This window comes from Maridesulfovibrio sp. (assembly GCF_963677005.1).
Lineage (GTDB): Bacteria > Desulfobacterota > Desulfovibrionia > Desulfovibrionales > Desulfovibrionaceae > Maridesulfovibrio.
This window is the reverse complement of sequence record NZ_OY781616.1, coordinates 1242890-1261798: the sequence shown is the minus strand read 5'-3', so window position 1 is coordinate 1261798 and position 18909 is coordinate 1242890. Positions and strand designations below refer to the sequence as shown.

The window sequence follows — 18909 nt, the reverse complement described above, 5'->3', positions numbered from 1 at the left end:
CAGATTTTCTCCGGGCGGAGGGTGTTTTGACTGATATGAATACAAATAATAACTATACCGGATGCCGATACGACATCCGAGAATCAGTAACATAAATGTTCAACTATTGAAATGCGCTGAATGGAGCAAAAATCAAATCACATAGTGCCCGGCGGATTGGATGCTATTTATTGCAGCCGAAGGCCGCCCGATGTTTTCGGACGGCCTGTGTTTATTTATTCGGTAAATGCTTTTGAAAGAGTTCCGGCTATGTCCATGCTGGCAGCGTGGTAGAGCGCATCAACAAGGTCCTCTTCGGTCCAGCCTTCATCCTTCAGAGCCTGGAGATCTTCCCTGTTGATTGTTTCCGGCGAGAGTATTCCCTTCCGTACAAAGCCCAGCAGCAGACATTCCTTCTTTTCAAAGGGTGCCTGAAGAGGGTTGTTTACAATGGTTTCCAGTTCCGCTTCTTCGAGCCCTGCGGATATGAGCAGTTTGGAGTTGAAGTCTATGCAGGGGGTGTATCCCTTAAGACTGGCAGCCATGTATCTGATTGAAGCTAGGATCGGGAACTCCAGATTTTCATGGTTGCCGAAGTACTCAATAATTCCGGCATGCCGCTCAAATATCCCGGCACTTGCGGACATTACCTGAACAGGTGTGGGTATATCCAGCGATTCGGGTATGCGGGCGTAGAATTCACCTGTTTTCCCTTCAGCATTTTCACGGGTAGCGCAGTTAATCATCAACATTTGGAATTCCTCGTTTGTGTTTGTAATAGACCGGTCGTCTATAGGGAGTGTAAAAAAAGTACCCGAAAAATTCAGGTACTGTCCGCTATCTTACCAATAAGTTTTCGAAGACAATCTGTTCAAAATTATCAAGGGGGGCAGAGCATTTATGTACCTTCATCTGCAGAATTGCTCCGTGCCATGAAGCAACGATAAAGCCTGCGGTGCGTTCCGGGTCGATAGTGCCGGAAATCTGCCCGGCATCTGCCGCTTCCCTGATGACCGGGGCAATCGCCCTGACCATCCCATTGACTATCTGCGAGAGCTCAAGCTGCAACGGGCCGGACAGGTCGCCCATTTCCTGAGCCAGATTGCCGATGGGGCAGCCTCGGGACCAGCCCTGCTTCTCGAAATAGTCACGGAAGAACCGGAAGAAGTTTTTCAGCCTTTCGAGCGGAGTATATGATTTGTCCCTGAGCAGCGGACCGGCTGTTTCTCCAAGCCGGGATGAAAAATACCTGGCAACAGCAACTCCGAATGCTTCCTTGGATTCGAAGTAGTAATAAAAAGACCCCTTCGGAACCCCGCAAGCCTTGAGAATCTCCTGAATGCCGGTGTTGTTGAACCCTTTGCGGTGGATGATGTCCGCCCCGACGGCGATAATCTTCTGCTTGGTGTCTTCGCTCATGGAAAAAGAAATAGACCAGTCGTCTAGTAGGGTCAAGCTTATTTCGTTGAAAACAAGCCCCTACCCGTTTTTCAACCAGATTGGCTGGATGCATCAGGTGCGTTAAACAGAATAAACTCTGCTCTATCTAAATGGATCACGGCATCTCACCGCACAAAACGGCGAAGCCTTATTGAAGGTTTTTGAAGGGGGAGTCCAGAGGGGGAAACTTTTTACAAAAAGTTTCCCCCTCTGGCCGTCGGAGACTTCTTAATTAGTGCTTGAACGATCTCTGTCCGGTGAAGACCATGGCTACCTGCGGGGTGGCTTCGTTCACGGCCTGAATTACTTCGTGGTCGCGAATGGAGCCGCCGGGCTGGGCAATGGCGGTGATGCCCTGAGCCATGCAGAGGTCCACGCCGTCACGGAAGGGGAAGAAACCGTCGGAAACTAGGACGGATCCTTTGAGACCGGCCTTGTCTTCAACTGCTTTCTGTTCGATTTCAGCGAGATCCTTGGCAGCCTGTGCGTCCTTGAGAGCCTTGAGCTTCAGTTCGAACAGGGACATCTTGAATTTATCAAAGCAGATGCCGTCTGCGTACTTGGTGCGGGCTTTGGTTACTGCGAGTTCGACGCAGCCAACGCGGTCCTGCTCACCGGTGCCGATGGCAGTGGTTACACCGTCTTTGGCAAAAATAACCGAGTTGGAGGTAACGCCGGCTTCAACGGCCCAGGCGAAGAGCAGGTCGTCTGCTTCCTGCTTTGTCGGTGTCCTTGCGGAATAGCTGGAGCCGTCTTTTTCAGCTGTGGCGGGAATGAAATCTTCTGCGCTGAGAATGCGGTTTCTGAAAGAGAACTGTACAACCATTCCTCCGTCCATGAGCGACTTGATGTCGAGGAAGGGCTGGCCCAGAAATCTTTCCAGTCCTACTATTCCGGGAATCTGGAGAATTCTCAGGTTCTTGCGTTTGCGGAGCACATCAAGGGTGCCTTCTTCGAAAGAAGGAGCGGCGACAACTTCGAAATATGCGCTGTCTATTACTTCTGCGGCTTCCATGGTCAGGGGGCGGTTGACAACGATGGCTCCGCCGAACGCGGCAATGCGGTCGGCATTGAATGCGTTGCGCAGAGCGGTTCCGATGCCTTCGTCAGTCCATGCAGCGCCGCAGGGGTTGTTGTGCTTGAGGATGACTGCCGCAGGCTTGGCGGTAAGGTACTGCAGGATGTTGATCGCGTTATCCACATCCGTGAGGTTGGTTTTGCCGGGATGTTTGCCTGCCTGGATCATGTGTTCTTCGGTGAGAGCGGAAACAAGACCCTGGCCTTCGCCGCGAAATTTGATGCCGTCGTACTCCAGTCCGCCGGAAACCAGTTCGTAGAGTGCTGCGGGCTGGTCGGGGTTTTCTCCGTAGCGCAGTCCCTTGGTTTCGCCGTCGAGTTCCCAGGTCCTTTTTTTGAAAGTAAGTTTCTGATCGCCCATGGTCAGGGTCATATCAGACGGAAAAGGGTCCTGCTGCAGGGTTTTGTACATGTCTTTAAGGTTACTCATTGTAATTCTCCGATAAGAGGTTTGCTGGTAAGGTTGCCCGCTCATAGCACAGGCTTTTCCGACGGGCAATTTTGAATTGCGGTACCCGCAACCTTTTTGCTAGGATCACTCCGCCGGAATGGTTAGAAAATTTTTTGTTCTTAACTGTTCCCTGTTAGCATCACGCCAGGAGAAAATATGTCAGAAGGTTATATGGAAAAGGCCCTGTTGAAACTTGCTAAGCAGCTCAACGCCTATGACGAGGCCTCGCTTGTAGAGCTCTGGAACAAATACGAAGCCGAGGTTTCCGATTTCCAACCCACCCGTAAATGGGAGGAAGCCGCAGTTGTTTTCGGAATGATACAGGCTGTGCGGCTCAAAAACCAGCTTTTTAACTATCACTGGGCTGAATCGTGCGGTCCTGAAGCAATGTCCCCGCGTCCTGATTTTGTTCCGATCAAAGGAGGCAACTCCGGTTCCGGCAAGGAATCATCCGGAGACAAGCGGAGCAAGGTAATTCCTCTCCTCCCCCGGAAGGACTGATAATCCTTTCAGAATATAGTAGTAGTAGCGGACGCTGTCCACGTAATCGACTGCTTCATATCCCCGAGTATATCCGTGGCGTGTTTTGGAATGGTATTTTCTGCGCGTAAGCAGGGGAAAGACCTGTTTCAGAGATCGCCACGTGCCGGGGTGCTTGTTTATATAACTGGCGATGTCCATGGCATCGTATACATGCCCCAACCCCTGATTGTAGGCCGCAAGGGTAAACAACCAGCGGTTCCAGCCTGTAACATTGCGGTACTCCATTTTTTCCCAGAGAAATTTCAGATAGCGCGCTCCACCGTTGATTGACTGCTGCGGATCGAGACGGCTGGTCAACCCGAGCAGGTCGGCGGTGTCTCTGGTCAGCTGCATGAGTCCGCGCACTCCTGTGCGGCTCTGGGCAAGGGGGTCGAAGCGGGATTCCTGATACATCACGGCAGCGAGCAGAAAGGGATCTATTTCATATCTTTTCGCAGCCTTAGTGATATATTTGCTGTAAAGCGGCAGTTTTTCGCGTACATCCTTGCGCAATGTATAGAGATCGTAAAAATCGGTTTCCTCGGGAATGAATCCGAAATACATTTCTCGTTTGTCGGCCAGTGTCCCATTGGTACGCACATGGTTCCAGTAGTCGTCAACAGCCTGTTTCAGGCCGTGGATATCGTTTCTCAGGTACCACCGGTATTCAAGTTCCTCTCCGAAATTTTCGGTTACTCGCAGACGGTGCAGAAAAGGTTTGATGGGCTTGAAGGCTCCGGCCTCAACCAATTGGAAGCGGACACTCTTGTCGTTGTTTAGCTGCAGCAGCGGCTTCAGATGGGCAGCGCTGTCTGTGCTCATCAATACAGGCGTACAGTCCAGGTGCTCTTTAAGGTTTTCAAATGTCTGAATCAGATCGGCATTTCCGGGAACGAACACTTCCAGCCCGCACAGCTCGTAAGGTGTGCGCAGTTCGAATCTTCCTATGTTGTGCAGCATTTCCGGCTGTTCTTTTTCATAAACCGGTCCCCTGGCCAGAGGAATTGATGTCGGAAGTGTGCCGGGATTGTACCCGCTGGCGAGCATGATGTCCGCTTTGCCGGAAGTCAAAGCCTCGAAAGCCTCAGCATGGGTGGGGTAGGGGGTAACGGTCATGCTTGCATTACAGAACTTCCCGAATTCATTGAGCAGCTCCCTGTCGAATCCCGGTCCCCAGGGAGAAAGTCTGGGAAAAACTCTTTCGGTATTGACCGCAGCGACGCGCAGTTTTTTGGGCAGGGGAATTTCGTGCCGGACAAGGTATAACTGTGTTAAAAAAATAAAAAAAGATAAGTACACAACAATATTAAATAAATGTTGTGAAAAAAGTATCAGAATACCTGTTGTCGGGCGATTTAATTCACTTTGATGTATTGACATTTCCCCTAAAGATTTTTTACGCATAAAAACCCGTCTGCCGTGCTTTATGCTAGCATACCCCGGGTAAGTGGGGTAACAAAATGACCGGCCAAAGGGAAAGTATTTTTAGCGATGATTTCTGTGCGGGTTATACGTCAGACGCTGCACCTCTAGCAAGTAATCAAATTTAGCAAAAGAATCCCGGCCTTGGCTAAGGCTTGTGGAAATACTGTATAAGGAGCGCATTAGCTATGTCTAATACCGTTATTGTTGGAACCCAGTGGGGGGACGAAGGCAAGGGTAAGGTCGTGGATATGCTCGCTGAAAAAGCGGGTGCGATTGTACGTTTTCAGGGCGGAAACAACGCAGGGCATACCCTTGTTGTAAAAGGTGAGCAGTGTATCCTGCATCTCATTCCTTCCGGAGTGCTCCATCCCGGTAAAAAGTGTCTCATCGGCAACGGTGTTGTGCTTGATCCGGAAGTATTTCTCAAGGAAATTGACGGTCTTGCCGCCAAAGGGGTGGATGTTTCTCCGGAAAGGCTGATGATCAGCAAGAAAACCCAGATCATCATGCCCTACCACAAAATGATGGATAACTGCCGCGAGACCATGAAGTCCGCGGACAACAAGATAGGTACCACCGGTCGTGGAATCGGTCCCTGCTACGAAGATAAAATGGGCCGTATCGGCGTCCGTGCCGCGGACCTCGCCGATCCGGAACTGCTTCGTTCCAAGATCGTTGCCGCTCTTGTTGAAAAGAATGTGCTTTTCGAAAAACTTTTCAAGGTTGAACCGCTTGACGCGGAAAAGGTTTATCAGGACATGCTGCCCATTGCAGAGCGCGTAGCTCCGTATCTCGGCGACGTCTCCTCCGTGATTCAGGATGTGAACAAGGGCGGCGGCACGGTTCTTTTTGAAGGAGCCCAGGGCGTGCACCTTGATATCGATCACGGAACATATCCTTTTGTCACCTCTTCCAATGTTGTTGCAGGTAACGCCGCCGCCGGTGCAGGATGCGGTCCCCGTCAGTTCGAGCATATCATCGGTATCTGCAAGGCCTACACCACCAGAGTCGGAGCCGGTCCTTTCCCTACTGAACTTTTTGATGAGGTCGGCAATGCTCTTCAGAGCGTAGGCCACGAATTCGGAGCCACCACCGGGCGTAAACGTCGTTGCGGCTGGCTGGATATGGTTGTTCTGCGTGAAACCGCGCGTTTGTGCGACCTCACTGAGTTTGCGCTTACCAAGCTTGATGTTCTTTCCGGACTGGATGAAATCAAAATCTGCGTAGCCTACGAGTATCGCGGAACCAAGGTTGATTATCCTCCGCAGGAACAGAACGCCATGGCTTACGTGGAACCTGTTTACGAAACACTGCCCGGCTGGAAGGAAGATATCACCAAGGCCGGTGCATACGAAGATCTGCCTGAAGCGGCCCGTAACTACATTTCCCGTATTGAGGAACTGTCCGGCGTCAAGGTAGGTATCGTTTCTGTCGGTCCCGATCGCGACCAGACAATCGTCCGCTAGGCAAGTAACCCGGTAAGGATCATGTTTTCAGGCATAAGGGAGACCGCAGCACGGCAGGCACTTGTTCTGCCCCGGCTGGCAAAACTTGCCTCCAGGCCTCCGCAGTGTCTGTTGATCGAAGGCGGCAGCGCTCAGGAAAGGCTTGATATGGCCCGTTACTGGGCCTGCGTGCTCAATTGCGAGAACGGTCATGATCCATGCGGGAGTTGTCAGTCCTGCCTGCAGATTGCAGATAACGCATTTAATGATTTCCTGCTCATAGACCGCGAAGAAGACGAAAAGAGCGGTAAGAAGAAGCAGGACATCTCCATTGAATCAATTCGCGAATTACTCCCGGTCTGGGGCCAGCCGCCCCATGGCCGGGGGACTCGCGTTACCGTTGTGGTGGAAGCACAGCATCTGAACGGAAACTCCGCCAACGCCCTGCTGAAAACACTTGAAGAACCCCGTCCCGGCAATGTCTTTGTTTTGACCGCTCCTCAACGGGAACGACTGCTTGAAACCCTTGTTTCCCGCAGTTGGGTTATTACACTGTCCTGGCCGACGCAACTTTCCAATTCCCCCGAAGTCTCCGGGTGGGTCGATTCCATGTTGTCCTTCTGGCGTTCCGGGCAGGGCTGGTTTGAAAAATCCTCCGCCAAGGGTGCTCTGGACAAGGAACTGGCTTTCATGATCGTAAACGGATGCCAGCGTGAACTGATAAACGCGCTGCGTGATCCGCAGTCTTCCAGACCAGCCGATGCCATGGCCGGCCTTTTTGATGCCAAGGGCCTCCGCCGCCTTGATCTGGTGCTGTCAAAGGCCCAGGAATCCCTTAACTACAACGTTAACCCGGCACTGGTCCTTGATTGGGTCTGTACTGCCGCCATGCCTCGACGCCGCTAGTTTTTCTAACGCGGTTATTTATCCCACTTTTTTTCAAGCTTTCCCGTTACACATTCAAGAAGTTGTGTTTATTTAAGACTCTTTCACTAAGGATTCATTGCTGTTGTGCGAGATCTGATCTTTGAGCTGCTTTGCAAGCGGGGTATAGCAAACTTTCCGAACGGAAAAAAGAAACCCCGGTCGGGACAAGAGCGTCCTGACCGGGGGCTTTGGAGATTTGTTTAAAGTTTACTCAGTTACGCGTTTCAACCAAAGTTGGCGGTTATTTCCAAATTGCCTTTGTACTTGCGCGTTTCAACCATGATTAGCGGTTGTTATCAGGTTAGTTATCTACGCGCCCTAACCGTCTTTAGTGGTTTGTTGCAAGATGAACTGAATACACATTTTTACCGTTTATGAGGGGTTCCGTCTTACGCATTTGCCGGAATAACCGGCCTTTTCCGATCTCTCCGTGGGCCCTTAGGAGGTCTCAACAGAACTCTCGCGGTAGGTTCCCCTCAAGTTGAGCCTCTGCATCAGGCTCTGTGCTGGAAAGTGATATCAAGGTTGATTTCACTCCCGTTGAGGGTTGATGAAGAGTTGGTTCTAAAGAATCTATTCTAAAGAGCAACTACCTCAGCCTTTGATTCAAAACTAACTCCGCTTCCAGTGTTCGTCAATACAAAAAAGATAAAATAGTCATGTTCGGAATAAATATTTTTCTAAGCGGAAATCCTTGTCAGTTTATTAGTGTAATTCATTGATTTTTAATACAAAACATATCATGCCGTGTTTGCATGATATTGTCTGTCTTGTCGAACTCTATTTCTTGGAATTGGTACACGATCTCGATATCCAAGTTGAATCTCTCATGCCGATTCTAATCAAGGAATTCTGCTGGGCTTGCACACATCTGCCCGAACAAGTCGTAAAACCCGGCCAGATGCTGCCCATCGGCCAGACTGTGGAGCAGTTCGATGGAAACGGGCAGCATTTTTTTTCCTGAATCGTTTTCGTGAATCTGCCCGAAGAGTATGCGGGGCACTGAATCACATGAACAATCCCCCCACGGATTGCTGGCGGAAGTAAATGGAACTCCGGCAACTATGCTGAAATAAATAAGATTCTGCCTGTCTCCGCCTCTGGGTGTAAGGGTCGGGGAAATGTCTGATTCGTGTCGGGCATTATCAAAGTTTGCGGCCTGTTCGCGGAAGTCCGGGGAATAGCGGCAGAGCACATTTGCATGCAGTTTCCGGTCCTTTGGAATATAGGTGAAGGCTGGATGTATGATGTCGTAGATAACCGGATTTCCGTCCACTACACGGGTGCGCAGTTCGGGAATGCTGTTAACTGCCTTCATGGCGAAAAAGTAGATGATGTCCGAGAGACGCAGTTCCCGTCCCGAATCTTTTGCCTGCCTGCGGTATGCGCAGAGGGCGGTTACATCCTGTTGTACAGTTGTATCGTAGTTGCACTTCTTCATGGACTGAAAAAAGTTGAAATGTTCAGTCCTTTCCCAGGTCTGAAGATCAATTTTCTCCATTATACTTTCTGTGTTCTGCATGGAATTGCCTTGGTGATATTAAATATGTTTATGCTGATTTCGGAGTCTATTCTGTCTGTGTGGATTAACCGGTCAATATTTCGGGATACTTCTTTTACGGGAGCAAGCTTGTGCTGATCTGCTTACCCCGTACTGAGGCAGGCTTACTATATTCTCTTGTAAAAGGGGAGCCCCGCAAGTGGGCGCGGCCATATGTACTTCCCATATCCCTAACCAGACGCTTTCGCGCGGATGTTTTGAAAAAATATATAAATGCCATTGTCACATCATGGCGGAATGTCATACATATTCTGTATGCGGAAACGAACTTATATTGTTGAACCCGTTATGGACGGGGATGTCGTGGCGGACCTGCGGGTTATTGTCGACGGCAGGAAGTGGCACCTTTGGGGCCGTGCGGGAGCGGAACGGGAGCTTTCCCTTGCCGGATTGGCGGACAAGGGGCGGTTGCCTGTGCTTATAGGTGCCGGGCTTGGAATTTGCCTGCAGAGTCTGGCCGAAAGGGGGCCTGTGGCCGTACTGGATATTGATCCAGATATGGCCGGGGTTTCCGGTGCGGACCGGTTCCGGGACCATCCGCAGGTGTGCTGGATAGACGGGACACCGGTTGAGGCTCTGGAAAAAGTCCGCCAGTGGCGCACAGAAAACGGCGGCGGACCTTTGGAAATAATTCGGATTCCACTTTATCTCCGGCTGGATCGGGACTGGTATGCTGCTCTGGCGGCAACGCTTGAATCGGAGAAGGACACATCTTCGGCTGATTTCTGGTCCGAGGTGGATTATCCGAAATTCAGAAACGCCCAGCCCCGGATACTTTTTTTCAACCGCCCGTATTTTCTGAACAATGAGATCAGGTCTGCAATGGAACGGCTGGGGCTGAGCTATTGCAGCATTGATATCGGCACCGGGGATACCGTTCGCGAGGGCTTTGTTGAGGACCTGCTGAAGGCGGTTGTAGATTTCAAGCCGGATTTTGCCCTTACAGTGAATCATTTCGGAGTGGACAGGCAGGGCAGACTGACCGATCTGCTGCTTAAACTTAAGCTGCCGCTGGCATCATGGTTTGTGGATAATCCGCATTTGATTCTTTATCGATACTCTGATGTATCTCCGGAGTTGACCAGCATATTCACCTACGATGCGGGAAATCTGGACATTATGCGTGAAAAGGGATTCCGCAATGTTTTCTATCTCCCGCTGGCAACCGACCCACACCGCTTTGTTCCGGGACTCAAGGGCCGTAAGGAATGGCGTTCCGAAGTTTCATTCGTGGGTAATTCCATGGTCGATGCGGTTCGCAAGACTCTGCACGAATCGGGAATTTCGGGGGAATTGAAAAAAAAGTATCCCGGTGTCGCGGCTGAATTCGGAACTGCGGAAGAACTTTCCGTGGAAAAATTTCTTGCCGGGGCATATCCTGAAATTCTGAAAGCCATGGAACGGTTCAAGTCGGATGAACAGCGGCTTTCTTTCGAGGCTTTGCTGACCTGGGAGGCCACAAGACAGTACCGCCTTTCCTGTTTGAAGGGCACCATCGGATTCAACCCGCTTGTGGTCGGAGATGCCGGATGGAAAAATCTGTTGGGCGTGTCCGGATGGCGATATCTGCCTTCGCTTGATTATTATGACGATCTGCCTGCATTTTACCCCATGTCAAAGGTCAGCTTCAACTGCACCAGCCGTCAGATGAAGGGAGCCGTCAACCAGCGTATCTTTGATGTTCCGGCCTGCGGAGGGTTTGTACTGACGGATTACCGGGAACAGATGGAAAATCTTTTTGAACCCGGAAGCGAGATAATAGCCTACAGGAATGTGGATGAAATCCCGCAGCTTCTGGAAAAATGGCTTGCGGATGCTGAGGGGCGCAGCAGGATCAGCGCTGCTGCACGCAGGAGGATTTTTGCCTTCCATACGTATGAACACCGCATGCAGGATATCATATCCAAAATGAGGATAACTTTCTGATAGGGAGAACAAATGACCGGTTCATTCTGGACACTTCTGGATACAGCTTCGCGTTACAGGCTTTTAGTTTCCGGGCACGGCAAACCGCATCTGATGGAAACGGCCAACCGGATAATCAACAGTGCCGAAGGAAGCAGTGATAAAGGCGCGCTTATCGATGTCGGTGTGGATATGTTTCTGGCCGCCTGGGAATCCAGCCCGCTGGACGGACAACTGGCCTCAAATCTTCTGGCTATTGATCGGCAACTGGGTTTTCTGCCCGAAAAATTGACGGTGGTTCTTTCTCAGGTTGCCGCAAGTTGCTCTGTCCCGGAGAATCTAGGCTACCTGCAACGGCTGGCCGCTCGCAACGACAAGGAAAAGCTGCTGGATTATCTTTCCGGCCAGACGAGAAGACAGCCGGAGAATCTTTTCTGGCTCGGCCATTTGCTTGATCTGGCTTTTTTTCTTGGCCGTCATGATGTTGCCCGTTCCGCTCTTGAGCGTGACTGGCCTTCGGCCATGAACCCTGTTCTGAATAAGTATGCAGGTGATCTGGCCTTTTGTTCGGGAGATTATGAACGTGCCGAAGCCGCTTATTCCGATACTTCCGGTGGATCGATTATCCTGGGCGGAAGTCTGCTGCGGCTGGGCGAGGCTGTAGACCGGATGGGTCGCCGGGAGGAAGCAATGATACTCTGGCGTGACCGGATGACCGCCCGGCCCTGGCAGGTCAATACCTGGCTGACGGTCTATGAAAAGCTGATGGGCGGCGCCGGATCAAGGCTGGCCGGAAAGGTCGCTGTATGCCTGTACACTTACGGCAAGGGTGATGAATTTGACGAGACCATGTCTCATCTGGCCGGATCGCCGCTCGATAATGTGCACATATTCGCTCTTGATAACGGCAGCAGCGACAGTACGCCGCAGGTGATGAATAACTGGAAGGATAAGTTGGGTGATAAATTCACTGCTGTCCGTCTTCCGGTAAACATCGGCGCTCCGGCTGCCAGAAACTGGCTCAAGAATATGCCGGAAACTCAGGCGTTTGATTATGTCGCCTATCTGGATGATGATGCCATCCTTCCTTGGGACTGGCAGGCACGTATCTCTGCGGCGGTGGAGCAGTATCCCGATGCCGGCGTCTGGGGTTGCAAGGTGGTCAATCGAGGGCAGGAAGAGGTCATACAGCACGCGGACCTGCATCTTCGTGAGACTCCCGGTGATTTTGATGACCCGTTACGCTGTTTTGAATTTTCCTACATCGATCCTTATAATCAGGACCTTGACTACGGGCAGTACGATTTCAGCCGTCCGTGCCTGTCGGTGACCGGCTGTTTTCATCTGTTCCGCCGGTCTGTTCTTGATGAAGTTGGTGATTTCGATCTGCGGTTCGCTCCTACGCAGTATGACGATGTGGATCATGATTTTATGCTTGCTTCCGCCGGACGCACCGCTGTGTATCAGGGGAATCTGAAGGTGCTGCACAAACGCAAGTCCGGTTTGGAAAGCACTGCCGACAGGGCTGCGCGCGGCAGCGGGGCCGGTAATGTGCTCAAGCTGGAGTCCAAATATTCGGCCGAAGATGTCCGTGGAATAATTGAGCGCGATATTAAACGGCTGGAGGATGATTTCTGCGAGAAATCTCTCAAGTTGGGATCGATAATGAAGGATATTCAGTAATTGTTATAACACCTGTACTTTGCTATGGTTTGAACAAACCAGAAAAGGAGTTTGATATGAAAAGACTTTTTTTTGTTGCAGTACTTTGTTGCCTGCTGTTTGTTTTTGCCGGATGCGGAAGCAAGCATTACACCGTGACCAAAGCGGACGGGTCGACTGTTGTGAGTGTTGGAGAGCCGGAATTTTCCAAGGATTCCAATACGTATAAACTGGAAAATCTCGACGGACAGGAAGTCGTAATCAAACGTGAAGACGTAAAGGAAATCGTTCGCAACAACGAGTAGTTTTTTATTTAATTTTTTCCAGCGTGATTGGACTCGTTTTCGGGTTTGATTCTGCAGGAATGAATCAGAGTTTTTTACGTTTTCAGCATCTGAAAGCGTGACGGCCGCAATATCAACTGATATTGCGGCCTTGATTTTTGGGAATATTGGTTTGGTTCTGGTTCTCCGGACCGGATTTGTCTCTACAAGTGGCGTTCTGAATTTTTAATGTTTCGCTAAATTTGTTGCAAGTTTCTGCATGGCTGTATTTACTAAATAAGCATAAAATGATTTATTTAAGCTTGCGTGGCTGTTCAAGAAAGTATATAAATCCTTCTCCTCAGGTTCGGAAGCGTCAGCTCCGCCTGATTTTATGCGGAAAGGTAGCGAAGTCCGGCCGTAACGCGCTCGACTCGAAATCGAGTTACGGGTTAATAGCCCGTACGTGGGTTCGAATCCCACCCTTTCCGCCACGCCAATAATCCAGCAAGCCCCATAAGGTTCCAACTGCCTTGTGGGGCTTCTGTTTTGTAGGGATTTTTTTAACGCAACAATATTAGAAATAAATAGTCTACGGCCACAAGAAAATATGTTCGGAGGACGAACCTACATATGGAGTTTGCTTTGCGTGCATATTTGCCGGTTTAAGAAAAAATATTCGTGTATGGCCTCCAGGCTAAAAAATAGGACAAGCCGGGTTCAGTTTTTTAGCTTGTTCGAAAATCTCCTTTTTATAACTGGACATAATAAATATTGGGAGAGGTTCCATCTCTTGTAAGTGGCAGGGATTAAGCACTGGAATGCCGTCTAAAAGGAGTTTTTCATCTTTTTTAATACTGTTGTCAAAAGCGCAAATAATTTCAACATTTTTGAGTAGATGTTTTCTTTTCTGATAAACTCCTCCGGTTCCCCAGATATATATTTTTTTCCCGTTTAAATAATTAATAGCATAATCAAGAAAACTTTTGGGCGGATTGTTTAGCGAATTGCCCTTAAGGGTCTCTTCTCCCAATACTTGCCCTTTTAGAATCAGATTTAAAAGAATCTTATATGTCTCCATACGTAATTCATCATAGGAAAGGGACTTTATTCTGAAGAATTGCTCATCGTTAAGTAATAATCTTAAATAAACCAGAACGCCCTGGCGGAGCCATTTGTCAACATCTCTTGTTTGGAACACTTCCTTTCCAAAATTATCAAGCATTGGTGATTTTGGAAATACTGCTAAATAAAAATACCAAATAGTATCTTTAAATACATCGAAAGGAAGTTTCTTTATAAGTTGTAGCGATTCTTCAAAGTCTTCATCGGTTTCAAGTGGGTTTGCGCCTATAAAGTGGTATTTAAGACTGACACCGGCAGACGATAATGCATTGGCAAGAGCCATTATGGTTTCAGCAGAATATTTCCTATTATATACATTTTTGGAAAAGTTTTTTGATCCGCTTTGTATTCCCACGGTGCTGTGATGGAGTCCTGCTTCAACCATTAAATTAAATATATCCGGATGATTTTTTACAATATGAGGATGAACGTATGCAGAAAAAGGTAATCCGATTTTTTCCTTATATTTAGTGAAAAAATCGTGCAGTAAATGTTCGGGGGCAATTAGAAATTCATCAATCAACCCCATAAGTTTAAAGCCTGCGTTCTTTGCTTTTAGGAATTCTTCCATGACATCGTCAATGTCTCGCAATCGTCTGACAGGCATAGTCTTACCGTTTTCTTTATAAAAAGTACGCCAATATCCTCCGGAACAATAGCTGCATGTGCCAACGCACCCTCTGCCCCACAAAAGATTATATCTGGTTGTGTAAGATGAAAATTCTGAGGCTTCAAAAGTTTCAACTTTAAATTTTGTACCTGACATGTGTAAAATTTTTGGTGTTCCGAACATGGGGTGTGGGTATTTGGATAGCTGTAGTTCAGGTGCTTTCATAGGGTTGCAAACGGCAGAACCGTTTTCCATGTAGGCGAGGTTACCAATGTCTTTCCATGATGTTCCAGCGTCCAGAGCATCTGCAATTTCAAGAGATGCTTCTTCTCCTTCTCCGCGCACAACAACATCTACGGTTTCAAGGTATTTTTCATAGGATAATGTTGGACCAAAACCTCCGGCCATTATCAGGACATCGGGCAGTCGTTTTTTGATTTTAGCCGCAAAAGCAATACAAAAATCATCTAGATAACTACGGGTACTTATTCCTACGGAGTCAGGAGAAAATTTTTCTATTTGGTCCAGAATGGCTTGCTGTTCGTCTTCAGAAATTGGGTTAAAGTCAATTTCACTGCCGTAAAAGGTTCCATTGATCATAGTTTGGTAGCCGATTGGGTGTTCAAGCGGATAGAGATCAATTTCTTTTTTTTCAGATTCATGAAGTAAAAGCATACAATCATGACCATGCTCTTCAAGATACGAGGCAATTATCCGAATTCCTACACAATAAAAGTCATGAAAAGTAATAAATAATATTTTTGCCATAACATTGGGTCCTTGTTAAGCTGGTCTAATTCAAGGATTTATATTACTAATCCTATTCAGTCCTTACAGCAATGTATTCATCAAAATGTGCATATTGGCGATTTTATGCCTCAGTCGCTATGTTTTGGGGAAGGGGTATAGCTTTGGTTAAAAACTTAACCCCGCCAAGATCAGCCCAGAGCCAGCGCAATCCGTTCTCCGACTTTGACGGTTGTTTCATAGCCGGAAATCGTATTCCTGATTATGTCCTCGTCAACTCGGATTTTGTCTTTTTCAAACAGCAGGATGACCGTTGAGCCGCCGAATTTGAACCAACCCTTCAGCTGCCCTTTGCCTGTTATGGTGTCCGGTATATATTTCTGCACGATGGACCCGACCATGGTGGCCCCGACTTCACACATGAGGATGTCTCCGGCTGTTTCTGTGCGGAGTTCGCTGTATTCCCGCTTGTTTTCCCAATATATTCTCATCCTGTCCTTCACCGCATACGGTGAGACAGAACAGTAATCCCCGTCAATCTGTCTGGTGAGTGTGGTTCTGCCTTCAGCCGGGAAGTGGAAGCGGTGATAATCTGCAGGAGCCAGCCTGATGATCATCATTGCTCCACCTGCGTACTTTTTACTCAGCATCCGGTCCTGCAGAAATGAATCAAGAGAGAATTCCTGCCCTTTCACGAAAAAAGTGTGCAGGGCGTCCATGTCTGCGAAAGCCGTTATCTTGCCATCGGCTGGTGAAACAATTGATTCACTATTGAGGTCGACAGAGCGGCAGCCCGGTTTCAATTCCCGCGTAAAAAAGTCATTGAAGCTGCTGAATTGGTCAAGCGGCTTGAGTATTTCATTCATGTCTATATCAAGGTCGCGGACAAATTCGGTGATGCGGTTCCTGGATGAAGGGGTATCCATCAGCCAGCCATACCAGCGGGAAATGAATTTTCTTTTTACCAGCATATCCAGAGCCAGCTTACCGGCGGGATTGTGATAAAGCCATTTAAGCCATCCTGCACCGGGAACTTTTTCTTTTAACACATTTCCGGTTTTGCGATCCATGTATTTAATTTCTTTCATTATTTACCGTTCCAGTTTGGTTGGTAGTAAGGTCTGTAAAAATTCCGGTATTCAGCAGTCCAGTCGCGGTATTCCGGAATTACGTTAAATAATACCGTGCAATGGTCCGCCAGGGCCGGCCAGTGCGTCAACCCGTTTTTCCACTTCCGGATCATCTTCCAATGCCGGGGCATGGTGAGGCTTGATCCTTGCGTCGATGATGACGGCCTTGTCAGCCCCCCAGTGCTTGGCATTATTCCTGAGTCCGACTCCGTATATGTCTTTTGCCGGGTCTGAACGGGTGAATGTCACCCACAGGAAGTTTTCCCATGTTCTTGCCGTAAAGTTGGCGTCATCCGCAACCACGATCAAGGGAAATCCCTCGATTCCCGGAACATGGTGCAGGTATTCGCCAAGTTTTTCCAGTCTGCTGTCCTGTTCCAGACGTCCGGAACTGTTTTGGGGACCGCGTATGACCATTATCCCTGCAGCGGGAATACGTATGTCGCCGAAACCGTCAGGTAGATTCAGTCCGGAAGGTGGACGCCCGGACAGCGTCCTTTTCGGTCTTCCGGCTGCGGCCAGTATCAGCTTTGAACCTTCATTCAGGTTGTTGCCGGAGTAATCCAGTGTGTCGATGGTTGTTCTGGTTATGAAATGGAGATCTCTGGTCAGGTCGACACGTTCAAGTAAGTGATTGAAGAATGCCGGTACGTTATGGCAGTTTACGGAATCGGGAAGGTCTTCCTGTGCCCCTATCAGCACGTATTTGGCCAGAGCAGTCTGGGTGTTCCCAAGCAGGGCCATGGCGTTGGTCAGGAGTTCCTGCGGCTGCCTTTCTTCTGCATACGGCACGTAGCGTTCGCTGCCCACAGCAAGCAGAAGGGGGTGTACACCCGCAGCATCGACTGCATGGACTTCCCGTACCCCCGTGAATACCGACGGCACCAGTTCGGCGGTCAGTTCATGGATAAAATCACCGAACATCGTATCCTCCTGCGGAGGACGGCCGACAGTGGTAAACGGCCAGACGGCATCGTTACGATGATAGACCGCGTCCACCTTCATTACCGGAAAATCGTGGGCCAGACTGTAGTATCCGATATGATCCCCGAAAGGTCCCTCTTTTTTCTGCTCGCCGCCGATGGTTCCGCAGATGCAGAAATCGGCCTCAGCAGGTATCGGCAGGCCGTTAGGGGCTGTGACAACAGGAATGCGATGCCCGCCTAGTGCTCCGGCGAAAAATATTTCGGCAAGTCCTTCCGGCAGGGGCATTACAGCCGCTACAGACATGGAAGGGGGGCCGCCGACGAAAATATTAACCTTGAGTTCCTGCCCGTTTTTCATGGCAAGAGCATGGTGTGCTCCTATGCCGCGATGAATCTGATAGTGCAGCCCGATTTCTTTATTCTGAGTGTAATCGTTCCCTGATATCTGCACACGGTACATACCCATATTCGATCCGGCAAAGCCCGGCTGTTCCGGATTTTCCGAATACACCTGCGGCAGAGTGATAAAAGCCCCGCCGTCATTGGGCCAGGAGATTACCTGCGGAAGCTCCGAAATAGTAGTGTTGTTTTCCATGACCGGTCCGGAACCGGTTTTCCGGGGCATGGTGTGGTAGGCGGTAACGGGAGCTTTTATGTATTTCCATGGCCGTTTCAATGCTTCCATGGGGCTCAGTTTTAATTTCATGAGCCGTTCCACGGTCTCTACGGTATCGCGGAACAGGAAGTGCAATCTGTCCTTTGTTCCGAACAGGTTGGCAAGCATCGGGAATCGGCAGCCCTTGATATTGGTGAACAGAAGGGCAGGGCCGCCGGCCTGGAAAACTCTGCGCTGGATTGCTCCAGCTTCCAGGTACGGGTCTATTTCCTGATTGATGCGGAGCAGCTCTCCGCGGCTTTCCAGTGCGGCAATGCACTCCTGCGTATTTTTGTATCCCATGTATTATCCCTTTGAATTTCTGGTATGCGCAGGCAGTTTAGGTGCAGAGGACGATTGAATCAAGGGTTTAGGGTACAAAAAAGCCTGTCGAGACGGACAGGCGGCTGGAATTATGCGGTTCTTGTCCGGTCCGGACAGAATTGCCGGACCGGACGAGCCGTACTGAATGAAATTTATTTAAACATCTTGTTTGCAAGCAGCTTCTGTATGCCTACAACATCGGTCCCTTTCTTGAGTTCTTTCTTGAGCGGTTCATGCCGTCCGGAAATCCAGAGGGTCAGTTCCGAGTCCATGTCGAAATGACCTGCGGTTTCAACTGAAAATGTAGTAATCGATTTGTATGGAATAGAAAGGTATTCGACTTTCTTTCCGGTGAGTCCCTGCTTGTCTATGAGTATCAGTCTTGCGCCGGTGAATACGAACATGTCGCGAATGACTTTGAAAGCTCTTTCTACCTGTTCGCTGTCGCCGAGAATGGGAGCGAGTTCTTCCTGAACTTCTCCGACTTCCACTTCGCTGGCGTTGCCCATCAGGCCGTTCAAAATTCCCATATTGAACTCCATCTTGTTTAAGGTGTACGGCATCTTGCCGATATTACGGCAGGATACATGATCAGGATGGTGGTGTCGAGATAGATAGAAGTTTTGTTGCAGGAAAAATAGTTTTGCGAAGTTGGCTGGCGATGTGCCGGAAGGCGCAGATTCGCCACTGCGGTTTTATTCTTTCAATCGGTTTCAATGAGTGGTAAAAAAACCG

At 49.2% G+C, this 18909-nt stretch carries 15 protein-coding genes and 1 tRNA gene; 7 read left to right on the top strand and 9 right to left on the bottom strand.

All coding sequences use genetic code 11. The features are described from left to right. Nucleotides 1-215 precede the first annotated feature (215 nt). The 3 genes from ACKU4E_RS05880 to ACKU4E_RS05870 form a co-directional block, all read right to left on the bottom strand. On the bottom strand, nucleotides 216-731 hold the full coding sequence (locus tag ACKU4E_RS05880; RefSeq protein ID WP_320170144.1) for a hypothetical protein: 516 nt from the start codon (nucleotides 729-731) through the stop codon (nucleotides 216-218). Between the two features lie 85 nt (nucleotides 732-816). After that, complete coding sequence (locus ACKU4E_RS05875; protein ID WP_320170143.1) at nucleotides 817-1434, bottom strand: TetR family transcriptional regulator C-terminal domain-containing protein; 618 nt, start codon at nucleotides 1432-1434, stop codon at nucleotides 817-819. A gap of 217 nt (nucleotides 1435-1651) precedes the next feature. Then, a complete protein-coding gene (locus ACKU4E_RS05870; RefSeq protein WP_320170142.1) occupies nucleotides 1652-2926 on the bottom strand; it encodes an IMP cyclohydrolase in 1275 nt (424 codons plus the stop codon). Nucleotides 2927-3103: 177 nt separating this feature from the next. On the opposite strand from ACKU4E_RS05870, the gene ACKU4E_RS05865 reads away from it, so the two are divergent. Beyond that, nucleotides 3104-3448, top strand: coding sequence for a hypothetical protein (locus ACKU4E_RS05865; RefSeq protein WP_320170141.1), 345 nt, complete (start codon nucleotides 3104-3106; stop codon nucleotides 3446-3448). Here ACKU4E_RS05865 and ACKU4E_RS05860 read toward each other — a convergent pair. Continuing rightward, nucleotides 3395-4768 carry a transglycosylase SLT domain-containing protein gene (locus ACKU4E_RS05860; RefSeq protein ID WP_320170140.1) on the bottom strand — a complete coding sequence of 458 codons (1374 nt, stop codon included), beginning with the start codon at nucleotides 4766-4768 and terminating at the stop codon, nucleotides 3395-3397. The genes ACKU4E_RS05865 and ACKU4E_RS05860 overlap by 54 nt on opposite strands. Before the next feature lie 311 nt (nucleotides 4769-5079). Here ACKU4E_RS05860 and ACKU4E_RS05855 point away from each other — a divergent pair, with 311 nt between their 5' ends. After that, nucleotides 5080-6360 (top strand): adenylosuccinate synthase, encoded by a 1281-nt coding sequence (locus ACKU4E_RS05855; RefSeq protein WP_320170139.1) that lies wholly within the window; start codon nucleotides 5080-5082, stop codon nucleotides 6358-6360. Between the two features lie 21 nt (nucleotides 6361-6381). Beyond that, complete coding sequence (locus ACKU4E_RS05850) at nucleotides 6382-7245, top strand: DNA polymerase III subunit delta' (RefSeq protein ID WP_320170138.1); 864 nt, start codon at nucleotides 6382-6384, stop codon at nucleotides 7243-7245. A gap of 859 nt (nucleotides 7246-8104) precedes the next feature. Here ACKU4E_RS05850 and ACKU4E_RS05845 read toward each other — a convergent pair. Beyond that, entirely contained in the window at nucleotides 8105-8767 is a 663-nt protein-coding gene (locus ACKU4E_RS05845; RefSeq protein ID WP_320170137.1) for a CatA-like O-acetyltransferase, read from the bottom strand. Between the two features lie 348 nt (nucleotides 8768-9115). On the opposite strand from ACKU4E_RS05845, the gene ACKU4E_RS05840 reads away from it, so the two are divergent. The 4 genes from ACKU4E_RS05840 to ACKU4E_RS05825 all read left to right on the top strand — a co-directional run bounded on the left by ACKU4E_RS05840 (nucleotide 9116) and on the right by ACKU4E_RS05825 (nucleotide 13151). After that, entirely contained in the window at nucleotides 9116-10753 is a 1638-nt protein-coding gene (locus tag ACKU4E_RS05840) for a glycosyltransferase (protein WP_320170136.1), read from the top strand. 12 nt (nucleotides 10754-10765) lie between these two features. Then, entirely contained in the window at nucleotides 10766-12415 is a 1650-nt protein-coding gene (locus ACKU4E_RS05835) for a glycosyltransferase (protein WP_320170135.1), read from the top strand. Between the two features lie 56 nt (nucleotides 12416-12471). After that, nucleotides 12472-12699, top strand: a complete 228-nt coding sequence (locus tag ACKU4E_RS05830) for a YgdI/YgdR family lipoprotein (RefSeq protein WP_320170134.1) — start codon at nucleotides 12472-12474, stop codon at nucleotides 12697-12699. A 356-nt stretch (nucleotides 12700-13055) separates the two neighbouring features. After that, nucleotides 13056-13151: transfer RNA gene (locus ACKU4E_RS05825), tRNA-Ser, on the top strand. 203 nt (nucleotides 13152-13354) lie between these two features. Here ACKU4E_RS05825 and ACKU4E_RS05820 read toward each other — a convergent pair. From ACKU4E_RS05820 to ACKU4E_RS05805, 4 genes are all read right to left on the bottom strand, one after another. Beyond that, nucleotides 13355-15160, bottom strand: coding sequence for a B12-binding domain-containing radical SAM protein (locus ACKU4E_RS05820; RefSeq protein WP_320170133.1), 1806 nt, complete (start codon nucleotides 15158-15160; stop codon nucleotides 13355-13357). A gap of 170 nt (nucleotides 15161-15330) precedes the next feature. Then, nucleotides 15331-16227: a phosphatidylserine decarboxylase gene (locus ACKU4E_RS05815; RefSeq protein WP_320170132.1), complete on the bottom strand. Its 897-nt coding sequence runs from the start codon at nucleotides 16225-16227 to the stop codon at nucleotides 15331-15333. A gap of 84 nt (nucleotides 16228-16311) precedes the next feature. Next, entirely contained in the window at nucleotides 16312-18153 is a 1842-nt protein-coding gene (locus tag ACKU4E_RS05810; protein ID WP_320170131.1) for a UbiD family decarboxylase, read from the bottom strand. Nucleotides 18154-18326: 173 nt separating this feature from the next. Continuing rightward, nucleotides 18327-18704, bottom strand: a complete 378-nt coding sequence (locus ACKU4E_RS05805; RefSeq protein WP_320170130.1) for a PH domain-containing protein — start codon at nucleotides 18702-18704, stop codon at nucleotides 18327-18329. Nucleotides 18705-18909 lie beyond the last annotated feature (205 nt).